Raw genomic sequence first — 13,134 nt, 5'->3', positions numbered from 1 at the left:
CTCCCCGGTCCATGTCCGACTTCGACAACCGCCCTGCTCCAGAGATCTTCACCCCATCCGGCCTCAACCGGTTGGTGCGCGACCTGCTGGAAGACGCCCTGCCGATGGGCGTATGGATCGAGGGTGAACTCTCCAACGTCTCGCGACCCGCGTCGGGGCATGTCTACTTCACGCTGAAAGATGCCAGCGCGCAGGTCCGCTGCGCCATGTTCCGCATGGCCGCGTCGCGCCTGCGTTTCCGCCCCACCGACGGCATGCATGTGCTCATGCGCGCCAAGGTCGGGCTTTATGAGGCGCGCGGCGAGTTCCAGCTGGTGGCCGACCACATGGAACCGGCGGGCGAAGGCGCCCTGCAGCGCGAATTCGAACAGCTCAAGGCCCGGCTTGGCGCGGAAGGACTGTTCGCCCCGGAACGCAAGCGCGCGCTGCCCGCGTTTCCGCGCCGCATCGGCGTCATCACCTCGCCGTCCGGCGCGGCCATCCGTGACGTGCTGAGCGTGCTTGGACGCCGCCTCGGCCTTGCCGATGTCGACGTGCTTCCCGTGCCCGTACAGGGTCGCGAGGCACCGCCGGCTATCGCAACCATGCTGCGCAAGGCATCGGCCAGCGGTCGCTACGACGTGATCCTCGTCACCCGCGGCGGCGGCTCGCTGGAAGACCTCTGGGCCTTCAACGACGAAGCCGTCGCACGGGCGATCCATGCCAGCGCCGTGCCGGTCGTCTCCGCCGTGGGCCACGAGGTGGATTTCACGATCGCCGATTTCGTGGCCGACCTGCGCGCGGCGACACCGTCGGCCGCCGCCGAACTCCTGGTACCCGATGGCGTCGACCTCGCGCGCCAACTCGACCGCCTTCGCCAGCGAATGACGACGTTGACGACGCGCCGCCTGCAGGCCGCGGCCCAGCGCGCCGATCATTGGCAGGCCCGCCTCAACGCCCAGCGTCCGCAGGCGCGCCTTGCGCGCGATGCGCAGCGCCTCGATGCCCTCCACCGGCGCCTCCGCTTCGCGATCGGCCAGGCTAACGCTCTTCGCCGCGCGCGTCTCGAACGCCTCGACGCCCGCCTTACGGCGCGGCATCCCCGCCTGCGCCTCGAACCAGCCCGTCAGCGCAATGCCGAACTACGGCAGCGGCTCGACCGCGCCATCGCGCGGAAACTCGAACGCGATCGCGCGCGGGTCCTCCAGCAGGGACGCACGCTGCACGCGGTGAGTCCACTCGCCACGCTCGAACGCGGCTATGCGATCGTCTTCGACGAACGCGAGGCTATCGTGCGTCGTGCTGCCGATGTCGCCGTCGGAGAACGCGTGCGCGTGATGTTGGGCGATGGCGAGATGAAGCTTCGGCGCGAATAGTCGAAGGCGAGGTGTAGGCCGAATCGGCAAGACGCCTGCTTTCTCGCGCCATCATGCCAGACGAGGACCATCTACAACCGATGGCCTATGGCTGGCTCGCTCGGACACCTGTTAGATAACGCAACCGGCCACCGGATGGCCTGAATGGAGATCCTCATATGGACATGCGGCGTTATGCGCTCGCCTTGCTCTTCGGGATGACCGCCATGCTGTCATGCGGCACCGTGCAATCAAGCCATCGCAGCCCAATCGAGCCCAAAGCGATTGCTCACATAAGGTTTTACGATAAGGGTGCGGCTGAAGGCCATAACTTCTGCACTGTATCCATCAGCTCGCTCCCCTATGTCTATTCGGGTGGCTTCTTTGGCTGCACGAAAGACGAGGCAGTTTCGGCAAAGCTGCAAGACCTCCCCCCAGGCACCCGGATCGTACTTTACGACGACCCGGACTGCGGCGACAGCGACGACTACGCGGTCATCACAATAAAGCAGTATGTGCACGATCAAATACTAGGCCACTTCGCATGGGATCTAGACACACCCGTGTTGAGCATGTCGATTCACCGCCACGATGGTCTCGCGGGCAAGGTGTCCTGCGCGGAAGTAGATGCCCCCGGACCGAATCCGGTTCGCACCAAAATGGCCATCGGTGAGCCGCCGGCAAAGTAGTTTTCCGGCACGGAGGCACCTCACGACGCGTGGACGCCTCTGGCAGGATGATCCGTGGCTTCGTCATCCACGAGTCCACGCGCATGCTTCGGAAGAACTACCCCTATTACCTGGCCAACGTCGCCGTAAAGGGCAAGACGAAGTTCGACGTCATCGACAAGTACACCGGCGAGGTAGCCACGCGCGTCGCCCTGCCCGACGCGGCGGCCCTGGACCAGGCCATCGCGGCGGCGCACGACGCCGCCGGCGATATGAAGCGGTTCAAGCCGTACCAACGGCAGGCCGTGCTGGAACATTGTGTCACGCGTTTCCGCGAGCGTCGGGACGAGCTGGCCTATGCGCTCTGCGTCGAGGCCGGCAAGCCGATCGGCGATTCGGCGGGCGAGGTCACCCGGCTCATCGAAACCTTCAAGATCGCCGCCGAAGAAGCGGTGCGAATCAACGGCGAAACGCTCAACCTCGAAATCTCCGAGCGCAGCGCCGGCTACCACGGTTACACGCGCCGCGTCCCGCTCGGACCCGTGGCATTCATCACGCCATTCAACTTTCCGCTCAACCTCGTGGCACACAAGGTGGCTCCGGCCATCGCAGCGGGCTGTCCCTTCGTGCTCAAGCCCGCCGAGCGGACGCCCCTTGGCGCGTTGATCATCGGCGAGATTCTCGCCGAAACCGGCTTGCCTCGTGGGGCGTTCTCCATCCTGCCCATGCCTGGCCGGGACACCGGGGCGCTGGCGACCGATCCGCGCCTGAAAATGCTTTCGTTCACCGGCGGCCTCATCGGCTGGGACCTCAAGGCCAAGGCCGGGCACAAGAAGGTCATCCTTGAACTCGGTGGCAATGCCGCCTGCATCGTCGACGGCGACCAGGCCCAGCGCCTCGACGCCGTCGTCGACCGACTGGTCTTCGGCGCGTTCTACCAGTCAGGGCAGAGTTGCATCAGCGTGCAACGAATCCTTGCGCACGACACTATTTATGATGAGTTGCGTCATCGACTCGTAACGAAAATCAGGACACTCAAGGCCGGCGATCCGAAGAAGAAAAGTACCTCCCTCGGCCCAATGATCGATGAGAACGCCGCCATACGACTGGAAGGGTGGATCGACGAGGCGAGAAAGGCGGGCGCGAAGATCCTGTGCGGTGGCGGTCGCAAGGGCGTCATGCTCGAGGCGACCCTGCTTGAAGACGTGCCCCGTGGCGAAAAGCTTCAACGCATGGAAGCCTTCGGCCCCGTTGCCATCCTCCAGCGATTCAGCAGCTTCGATGAAGCCATCGGCATGGCCAACGACTCGGACTTCGGCCTGCAAGCCGGCGTGTTCACGGACAACCTTCGCCATGCCATGCGTGCATGGGACGAACTGGAACAGGGCGGCGTGATCGTCAATGACGTGCCGAGCTTCCGTGTCGACAACATGCCCTACGGCGGCGTGAAGTCGTCAGGCCTGGGGCGCGAAGGTGTCTGCTATGCCATCGAAGACATGACGGACGTGCGGCTGATGGTCGTCCGGGATAGTTGAGGAATCGCTTCGGCTCCTGGCTCAAGGGGCCGAAGTCGACATGCGTGCACCAAATTGGCACGCAGTTCGACCGATCGGAAGCCGCACGCCGAATAGGGACGGCCTACGTCTTAAGGACTATGGCGCCATGAACTCGACGCCGGTTGAATGGCACGCGGGTTCTGGAATTCGCAAAAGGAGCTTTCGAATGAATACCGCCCGACGCATGCACTCTTTCCTGATAGTCCTGACGATCGTCCTTCTGGCTTCATGCGCTACACCGCAACCAGCAGGCAACTACGCCGCTCCACGCAGCCCACAGCAGAGCAAGACGGGCAACGCCGTGAAAGCGGTGGCATTCATGAGGTTCTGGAATAGGGAGGATAACCATGACGACAATTTCTGCACCATCGATGTTCCTCAGGTTCCCTTTTATCTCAGGCTGAACCTGAAAGACGAACCCGAGGGGCAGGTTGACTGCGCGAACGACAAGGCGCGCTCCGTGACCCTGGAAAACATGCCGCCTGGAACGCTGCTCTGGCTCTTCGACGATCCGGACTGCGGTAAAAGCGACGACTGGACGAAAGTCACCGTACTGAAGCAAGTCTCGGCGATAAATATTCCAAGCTTCGGTACGGACTTCAATTGGGATACGGCCATTGTCGAGGCTGACTACCAGAACGGCCTTACCGGAAAACTTTCCTGTTTCATCCTACAGGTGCCTGGACCAAATGGCACATATGCCCAGCAGGTCAACGGCGGTCACGGCACATCTTTAACGTCACCTCACGGCATCGACGTGAAGTGACGGCGTGTCGGCGGGAACCCGCGCGGATAACACCAGGCAGACGAACCACGAACAGACAAGGACCGTCCTCATGAACACCCCATCCCGCCCCACTACCTCGCTTGCCGACGTCAGGCAGCTCACTTACTTCCAGATCTACAAGACCAATCCCAGCGAGCAGCACGGGACGATCAAGCTCTTCAGCAATGGCAACCAGCAGTGCCCGATCAAGGTCGGGCTGGTCGCCGCCGATGCCGACGAAAACCCCATCACCCTCACGGAAAACGAGATAAAGCAGGCCCTCACGCTCATCTTCTACGATGACGGTAGCGCGCTGGGTGACGGCTATACGTCCTCATTCGACAAGAACAGATTCACATGGACCGAATCCGCCATTCCGGTGAAGCATCCCCACGAGGACGAGCCCGGCCTAAACAGCAAAGCGGAAGCATCCCGGGCCGCTGCCGACGAGCCCCCAGCGAGCATCCAGATCATCACGCTCTACGTCTCCGTCACTCCCGGCTCGTCAGGACGAGCGCTCGCGGCACGTTTCCAGGTGAACGAGAACCTGTACTTCACGACCAGCCCGTCCGTGCATGATTCCGAAGGCCAGGGACGGGATGGCGAATTCGACTCGTCGGTCGACGTGCTCCTGGCGGAGCCTCCCTTCCTTTCGGCCATGGATTTCGGCGCTGCTTCCAACGGTGTCGTCACGGGGAGAAAGGTGGGCGACTCGACCACCTATTTCTACTGGGCAGTCGAGTACTACCTCAATCCGAAATTGAATGGAATCGCCCTGCCCCTGGATTCCGTCGGATCGAGCGCATCCGTCGGTGGCAAGCCACCGGCAGGTGCATTCGGGTTCTACGTTCATGGCGACTTCTTCGCTCATGTGCAGTGGGGAATCAGTTACTACGGCCAGCCTGGCGGAACCGACGCCGAATCGGGCGGCCTTCCCGTGCCGCCTCTGTACGCTCTCGTCGCGGAGCCGACACCTCTCGATGCCACGCAAAACAGCGAAACATCGACAGCCACAATCACCGTTCACGCCGGCAACTGCGTCGACAGGGTCACCACGACCGTGCACTACATCGGAGGCGGCTCCAGTCATGGAGAACATGACACGTCGCCGGACTCGGATATTCCGTATGCGATGTACAAGAATTGTGTCGGTCAGATCGTGGGAGCGAACAAGAGCCGTGTCGTCATAGGAATCCTGAAAGGAAATCTCCCCAGAAAGTTCACCGACATCCCAGGCGGCACTATCCCGGACAAGGGTTCCACGGCCATGCATATCCTGGACGCTTACGGCAATGATCATATGTTATCCCTGTCGTACGACGCCAACGCGGACGAATTTACGATCTCGTGATGTCGCTCTCCATTCAAGGACAACGTGATGGCAAGGGAAGCCTCCCCGCGCGCGGATAACGCGCTTGATTTGACTGAAGTCGAGGTCATCCTCGAGCAGACGAAGGTGTACCGTAATGGACTTCAGCAGGCCAGGATAAGGCTCGACCTGGCGTCCAAGCACGGTGGTACACCGTCGGACTTGACCGCCGATGAAATCGCGAGCATTCGACTCTTCGATTACCACGACCAGGACTCCGGAGCGATCCCGTTCTCGGACGATGGTTCCACCACTTACAAGGGCTGGTCGGCCCAACACGACTATCGTGGCTATGTATCCCAGACCACCAAGACAGGCGAGCCACGAACCATCCAGTCCTACTTCCTATACCTGTCCGCCAACGCCGAGGCAAAGGAGACCCTGGATGTCGCCTTCGCGATTCATGGCGACGATCTTTCGATCTGGCGCACCAACGGACGGTGCACCATTGGCGGCATCGAGCAACCCAAACCGGCGATGGACAAGCATGTCGGCATCACGGTGACACCCGTTCCTCCCGAGAGGTATCCCGCCAGTTCCTTCATGCTCGACCGGCGTCCCCTCGATCCAGCCGGGCATCTCGATAGGGAGAATGCGGACGGCATCTTCGATGACATCGTAACGGTGTCGATCCAGCTGGTGGACCAGACCATCCTCGGCATCCGCAGCATGTCCTGCGATCCCGCGGGCCTGATCCACTGGAAGGACAAGGTGTCGTACATCAGGCAACCCTGCTTCACAGGCTATGTCGAGCCCGGCGAAACGACGATTCATTGGAATGGTGCGATGAACGACCACTTCGGTTCGACGCCGCCACCAGAGCGACTTCCGAGCCCCGAAGAAGAATCGGGCGTCATCGTAGTGTGCGGAAGGGTCGACATCCCGGCCTGGGTCGGCGCACCGGAGGCACCGGTGAAAGTGACCATGACGGATGCCCACGGCAGCGTGCAAAGCTGCCACATCGAATTCGTCAAGGGTGAACGGGACGAACTGATCGCGACATGACCGACACAGGACCAGGGAAGGCAACGCCATGACGACCGATGAAACCCTTGCGCCGGCCCCCCTGGCATCGGGGGACATGTATTCCACCGCGTTTCAGTTTTACAGCCATATCAACGCGGACGTAGACCCTCGCACCGGCATGTACTCGGCGAGCGTCGACCTGGCTACGGGTGAAGGCAATCACTTGCGAGGCCCCCACCTCCCTTTCCGCCTGAGCTACAGCGCCGCCGACACGATCGACGACGGCTTCGGCACGGGTTGGCGCCTCGGTCTCACCGAGCTGGATCTCGACACCGGCCTCCTGACCCTGTCCAGCGGCGATAGCCACAAGGTCGAGAGCCTCCTGTACCTTGAACCGGCGCATTTCCCGGATCGCAAGCTCGACAGTTGTTCACTGGAGATGATGGACCCGGAACACAGGACTGCCGTGGTCGAACACGTGACCGGCGTCATCGAACATCTCGAGGCGATGTCGTATCCCACCAACCTGTTGCGCCCCGTTCGCATCGTCAACCCCAGCGGCGACGCGCTCCAACTCATATGGGAACCGGATGCACTCGGCATTTCGCGTTTGACGCGCGTCGTGGATAACGATGGCGAAGTATTGCTCCAGGCCGACTATGCCGATTTGAACAACGTCAGGCTCACCCTGCATCTGGCCGATGCCGCTCATCGCAAGGATACCGCTCCGCTGGAGATGCTCTTCGCCATCCAGGGAGGACAACTTCAACGCGTTGCCATCCCGCTCATCACCGATCTCAATCACAGCGCAACGGCCGCTGGTGACGAAGCCATCTGGGAATTCGAGTATCGCACCGTCGACATCATGATGCTGCTCGCAGCGGTGACCTCCCCCGATGGCCTCCGGGACGCGGTGGAATACGATACAGCGGCACTCACGCTCCCCCCTGGAGGCCCCCTTTCCCACATGCCGGCCGTGGCGACACGGATACGGTCGCTCGTGACCGACTCCACGAATGTCGTCCGGGAAAGCCGGTACACCTATAGAAACGGTGACCTCGACCATAACTTCTACGGCTACCCGGCCGTGGAATCCTGGGTCGCGCGGAATGACCAGCTCCTCCACATGCCCGGCGCGGATGCCTACATCTATGGATCGACGGAGGAACAGTATCAAGACGGCTCCCTGCTGTGCACGATCGAACGCAACTACAACCACTTCCATCTCATCACCAACGAAAAGACCACTCGCGGCAATGTCGTGCAGGATGTCGTTACCGAGTACGGCATCAAAGACGGCACCTCCTTCGATGATCAGAAGGCGAGTTTCCAGCTTCCGCACAAGGTGACTACCAGCTGCTACGACGTTCGCTTTGCCGACATAAAGCAGGTCACATTCACCGAGAGTTCGTACGACGACTACGGAAATGTCCTGTCACGTTACGACAGTGCCACCGATACGACCGAAACGTCCACCTATTACCCACCGGAAGGCGAGGAAGGCTCATGTCCAGCCGATCCGCTCGGGAAAGTGCGGCGCCTCAGGAGCCGCACCACCTCGCCCGGCAAGAACGGCGACTCGATGCGTTCGACGCGGTACCGCTACGTTGAAGTACCCGTAAGAAACGCCGCAAGAGTCATCGAAGACAAATCGCGGCGGGAGCGCACGTACTACATCCAGGCATCGGGGGAGACGTCGACGGTGTCCGACGCCGGCGTTGAAGCGATTCTCGTCCAAAGCGAGCAGTGGTTCGTCACGGACCAGGGCAACCAGCACGGCAGCCTGCAACGGGAGACACGCAAACAGGACGACCTGACGGAAACCCGCACATTCACCTACGAAACCGACGATGTCGCAGGCACGGTCACCACGCACACCATGCACACCACGCACGATGGCGTGGTGAACACGACAAGCGAAACCCTCCACCTGGTCAGTGGCCTGGTGCAATCCACGGTGGATGCGCTCGGCAACAAGGCCGAGTTCGCCTATGACGCCCTGGGCCGCCGCACCAGCGAGGTGCTGTCACCCGATCATGCCGACTACCGCGTCGAAACGCTCTGGCACTATCAACTGTCGATGAGCGAACGCTGGGTCGAGCGCGTTGGCATTACGGGGTTGCCGCATCGCGTGTGGATGGACGAGCAAGGCCGCACTATCCGCCGCCAGGAACCCCTGCCCGACGGCACGCTGATGACCGTGCACGAGCTGGAATATGACGGCTTCGGGCAACTCGTCAGAGAGGTGCAGATCGACCGCATGCGCGGGGACACCGAACTGCGACTGGAGACGACCTACGCATACGACGACTGGGGTCGCTGCTCGCAGATGACCTCGCCGGATGGAAGCAAGACCCTGAGCGAGACGACCCTTGTCCGGGACCCGCTTTCGTTCGGCGACGAAGTGATCACGCGGACGATGCAGTGGCAGAGCTACGGAATCGATAATAAGACCGGCTGGCGATCGACCTACCTCGACGCGGCGGACCGGCAACGGCGCGCGCAAACCGGTACGTGGTCCGAAACCGGCGAGCCCACGGTCGCATCGACCACCACATGGGAATACGACGGGCTGGGCAGGTGCGTAAGGATGGAAGACCCTCTTGGCAAGGTGACCCGTCAGGCATGGGACGGCTACGACCGTTTGATTCGCAGCGACCTTCCCGACGGAACCGCCGTGCTACGGGCCTACGCGCCCGGCCATGAGGACGAGTTTGTCGCCCGGCTCGCCATCGTTCCGCCCGAACGCGATAGGCTGCTCCGCGACCTAGCCGGAAAAGCAGGCGAACTGGAACTGGGAACCCGCACCTGGGATGGGCTTGGAAGGTTGAAGGAGGAACAGGCGGGCAGCCTGATAACCAGCCATGCCTATATACCGAACCAGTTGAGTTCCGACACGAAGACCATGCCGAGCGGCAACACGCTCAAGATGGTTTACGACCTTCGCCTGCGAGAGGTACTGCTGGGTTCGACGCTGACGAGTCGGAACGGTGAGCGGGAGGCCATGCTGACCGAGGCTTCCTATGACAATGCCATGGGCCTGCCTACCCGGATTGTCGCCGAAGGTGGATCGATGACGATCACGCCTGACTACCTCGGCCGGATGACCAGCCAGAAAATCGCTCTTACCGGTGACCAGGAGCGCGAATGCCATGTCGCGATCACGCCCGGTGGCCTCCCGCTGGAGAAGACAGGCCCCGACGGTATAACGCAAACCTACGACTACGACGACAAGGGACGCCTGAAGAGCGTGACCGATGAGGACGTGACGATCGAGCTGTTCTACGACGACCTGTCGCGCCTGGACCATCGCACCTCGCGCTCCGCCGATGGCCGTTCCGTCACGCAGCGGCTTGCTTACGACCCCCTGGGACGCGTGCACGAGCAGACCTGGGAACACGACGGCGGGTCGACCACGGAAAAGCGTCGCCTGACCTTCGACTGGCGAGCCGACGACAAGGTTTCCGAACGTCGCTGGTACGGCAACGACACCACGATCCTGCGCACGGAGACGATGGACTATGACGAGCGCGGCCGGCTGATCCTCCATGGTATCGATGCGGTCGATGGCGAACACCCACTCGACGAGACCGGTCAGCCATACGTGAAACAAGAGTTCGAGCACGACTGCCTCGACAACCTGCGGACCGTGACGACGACGCTGCGCGACGGACGGATCAACGTCACCAGTTACGGGTACGACGCGGTGGATTTCGACCGGCTGGTCAACGTAAGCAACAGCCTGGATGGTTATCCCGGCTACGGCACGCCACTGGAGCTCACTTACGATGCGAACGGCAACCTGATCGACGATGGCCAGGGCCGGACATTGCATTGGGACGGCGCAGGCCGATTGGCGAGCGTGACGCTGGCCGACGACCGGCAGATCACCTATATCCACGGCCCGGATGGGCGCGTGAGCAGTGTGACGATCGATGAGGTGCCGAGGTACCGCTACCGCGAAGACGGCGCCATCGTCTTCGAAGTCGATGCGCTGGAGGGACGGCGATTCATCCGGGCGGAGGGGGGCATCGTTGCCGAGACCCGTCTCGCAGGGGCGATCCGGGAGACCTTCCTGCTCGGTACCGATCCACAGGGGTCCGTGGTGACGGAGTCCGTGCCGGATGGAGTGGCATGAGCGTCGCGGCCCGCATCTATACCGCCTACGGCGGAAACGCCGGCTCGACAGGCGCCGCACGGCTGGCGTACGCCGGCGAGATCATGGAAAGGCTGACCGGGTGGTACCTGCTCGGCGGTCGTCCATACAACCCGGTACTGCGACGCTTCCTCGTGCCCGATCCGGAAAGCCCTTTCCACGAGGGAGGGTTCAACCGCTATGCCTATTGCAGCGGTGATCCGGTAAACCGGATCGACCCGAGCGGCAACGCGTGGACGGACTGGTTGGCGGCCGGATTGATGGTGGCCCTCTCCGTCGTGGGCACGGTCATCAGCGCCGGAGCCCTGGCCGCTCCCCTCACGGCCGCTTCGACCGCTGTAGCGACCGCCGCCGTGGGCGGAGCCGGAGTGGTAGGAGCCGCATCCGCCGCGGCGAGCGTCGTGGCCGCGACCCCCGGCATCGTGGCTTCCGCCACCGCGGTCACGATGGACGTGATATCGACAGCGGCGGCGATCGGTTCGATCGCCTCGATGGCGACACACAACCAGAAAGCCAACGCCATCCTGGGCTGGGTAGCCATGGGCACGGGAGTTGCCTCGGGCGCCGCCACGCTCGTGGCCGCCAAACAGATATCCACGGCATCCGCCAGGGCGTCGTTTGCCACCCGTGGCGCACCCACCGGCGGTCGTGCGAGCAGGACAGCCACCACGCACGCCACGGTGAGTGCCATGAAGACGACCATGCCCATCCTGACATCGAGCGCATCCGCCCGAAGCGACACGCGGGGATCGACCCGCAGCCTGGTGGCAAACGATGCGAGTGGCAGCCTTCCGCAAGTGAGGCAGGGATCCGCGGAACTCAGGAGGGGTGGCGTCAGGCAAGCCAACCTATACTTCGGGCCCCCGATCTCACGGCGGGCATTCCGAAACCCCCATGGAGCCAGGCGGATCGTCGGCGAACGACTTCACCGGCCGGATATCGAAAGCGGCCGGCGGGCTGGCGCCTCCGCAGGATTGAACGTCGAAGCCATGGACATGACGAGAGCGACAACGGAACAGATTCGACGACGCCTGTCGGAGGATGGCATCCACATAACCGTCACCGGGCACGGTCTCCTCGACGAGTCAGTCATGAGATCGCTGAATATGCCATCCGCCGTCTCCGATCATTTGCTCCCCGTGCGGGCAAGTCCGTGATGCGCACGCTGACGTCAACGTACGGCGCATACGGCGAGCGCGCGCCATCGGCGGCGGCGCGTACCGCTTTCACCGGTGAGATGGGCGAGGCCGGCACCGGCTTCTATTTGCTGGGTGCGCGCTTCTATAGCACCACGCTGCGCCGATTCCTCGCCCCGGACCGGGCCAGCCCGTTCGGACGTGGCGGCATCAATCGTTATACCTATTGCAGCGGCGATCCGATAAACCGGATCGATCCGAACGGCCGTTCATGGCTGAGTTGGTTGGGGATTTCTTTCGGGCTGGCCGGAAATAACACCGGAGCGGCGCGTTCGGTGTCGCCGGGTTCCCGGGATACGAACAACGCTGCCATGACGCCCGCCATGGTGGCCTCGACCGCCACGTCCGTGATCGACTCGGTCTCCATCACCGCGGCTGTCGACGCCATCACCCTGACGGCGTCGAATGAGCCGGAGGCCGGTGGCCTCTTTGGATGGATTGGGTATATCGCAAGGGCCGTCCTGGGCGGGTCCGATCTCGCAGCCGCCAGAAACGGTTCGCCAACGCGGCGCTTCGTAGGGCGGGACAGCGTCATCGCACAGACCGCGGGCACGGGAGTACAACCGGAGCGGAACATCGCGGTATTCATCGATGGCGACATCCCTGCGCACCGATCGACGCTCAATCGGGGTGGAAAGAAGGATGTGACCAGAAACTGGATATATGGCACGCACGTCAGGAATCCGAAAAGCCGGATCTGGGCGGCCGACACAGCCATCAACTACAAGGACTTTTCGAACCTGTTCCCTCACATGACGGGCCGCGGGATCACCAATGCGACCTTTTATTCGGGTGCTCACGGTAACGCCGATGGCGACAACTGGGCAGCGAATGGGATTCATAAATCACCGGACCGGGCCGCGTACGAAGACGACCTCGACGTCACGATGGAAGTGGCCATGGTGGCCGGCCTCAAAATCGACGTCGAGAATATGGGGAACATGCTGATAACAACCATGCGAGATCTAGTGGCACGGGACGGCGACCATGTCATCGCTACCTGTTATGGGATAGCGGACGAGGTCGTCATGGAGGCGCTGAACCTGTCGAACGTGAGCTTGTATTACCTGCGACCACCGCCCGGGGCCTGACCCCACGGCGGGTGACCCTTTACACCTCACCG

9 protein-coding genes are annotated in these 13,134 nt (G+C 62.4%); all 9 read left to right on the top strand.

What is annotated here, in order from left to right; genetic code table 11:
• Nucleotides 1-11 precede the first annotated feature (11 nt).
• The 9 genes from xseA (at nt 12) to ACN9M2_RS05805 (ending at nt 13,102) form a co-directional block, all read left to right on the top strand.
• Complete coding sequence (gene xseA, locus ACN9M2_RS05845) at nt 12-1,355, top strand: exodeoxyribonuclease VII large subunit (protein ID WP_426287193.1); 1,344 nt, start codon at nt 12-14, stop codon at nt 1,353-1,355.
• 158 nt (nt 1,356-1,513) lie between these two features.
• Nucleotides 1,514-2,023: a hypothetical protein gene (locus tag ACN9M2_RS05840; RefSeq protein ID WP_426287192.1), complete on the top strand. Its 510-nt coding sequence runs from the start codon at nt 1,514-1,516 to the stop codon at nt 2,021-2,023.
• 83 nt (nt 2,024-2,106) lie between these two features.
• Nucleotides 2,107-3,537, top strand: coding sequence for an aldehyde dehydrogenase family protein (locus ACN9M2_RS05835; RefSeq protein WP_426287870.1), 1,431 nt, complete (start codon nt 2,107-2,109; stop codon nt 3,535-3,537).
• 187 nt (nt 3,538-3,724) lie between these two features.
• Nucleotides 3,725-4,324, top strand: a complete 600-nt coding sequence (locus ACN9M2_RS05830; protein ID WP_426287191.1) for a hypothetical protein — start codon at nt 3,725-3,727, stop codon at nt 4,322-4,324.
• A gap of 70 nt (nt 4,325-4,394) precedes the next feature.
• A complete protein-coding gene (locus ACN9M2_RS05825) occupies nt 4,395-5,675 on the top strand; it encodes a hypothetical protein (RefSeq protein WP_426287190.1) in 1,281 nt (426 codons plus the stop codon).
• A 27-nt stretch (nt 5,676-5,702) separates the two neighbouring features.
• Nucleotides 5,703-6,698, top strand: a complete 996-nt coding sequence (locus ACN9M2_RS05820; RefSeq protein WP_426287189.1) for a hypothetical protein — start codon at nt 5,703-5,705, stop codon at nt 6,696-6,698.
• A gap of 28 nt (nt 6,699-6,726) precedes the next feature.
• Nucleotides 6,727-10,797, top strand: a complete 4,071-nt coding sequence (locus tag ACN9M2_RS05815; protein WP_426287188.1) for an RHS repeat domain-containing protein — start codon at nt 6,727-6,729, stop codon at nt 10,795-10,797.
• Complete coding sequence (locus tag ACN9M2_RS05810; protein WP_426287187.1) at nt 10,794-11,972, top strand: RHS repeat-associated core domain-containing protein; 1,179 nt, start codon at nt 10,794-10,796, stop codon at nt 11,970-11,972. The genes ACN9M2_RS05815 and ACN9M2_RS05810 overlap by 4 nt, the downstream gene beginning before the upstream one ends.
• Nucleotides 11,972-13,102, top strand: coding sequence for an RHS repeat-associated core domain-containing protein (locus ACN9M2_RS05805; protein ID WP_426287186.1), 1,131 nt, complete (start codon nt 11,972-11,974; stop codon nt 13,100-13,102). The genes ACN9M2_RS05810 and ACN9M2_RS05805 overlap by 1 nt, the downstream gene beginning before the upstream one ends.
• Nucleotides 13,103-13,134 lie beyond the last annotated feature (32 nt).

Origin of the sequence: Luteibacter sp. E-22 (assembly GCF_049913125.1) — a bacterium.
Classification (GTDB): Bacteria; Pseudomonadota; Gammaproteobacteria; order Xanthomonadales; family Rhodanobacteraceae; genus Luteibacter.
Note: the sequence above shows the minus strand (reverse complement) of the source record. Positions and strands in the feature narration are given on the sequence as shown.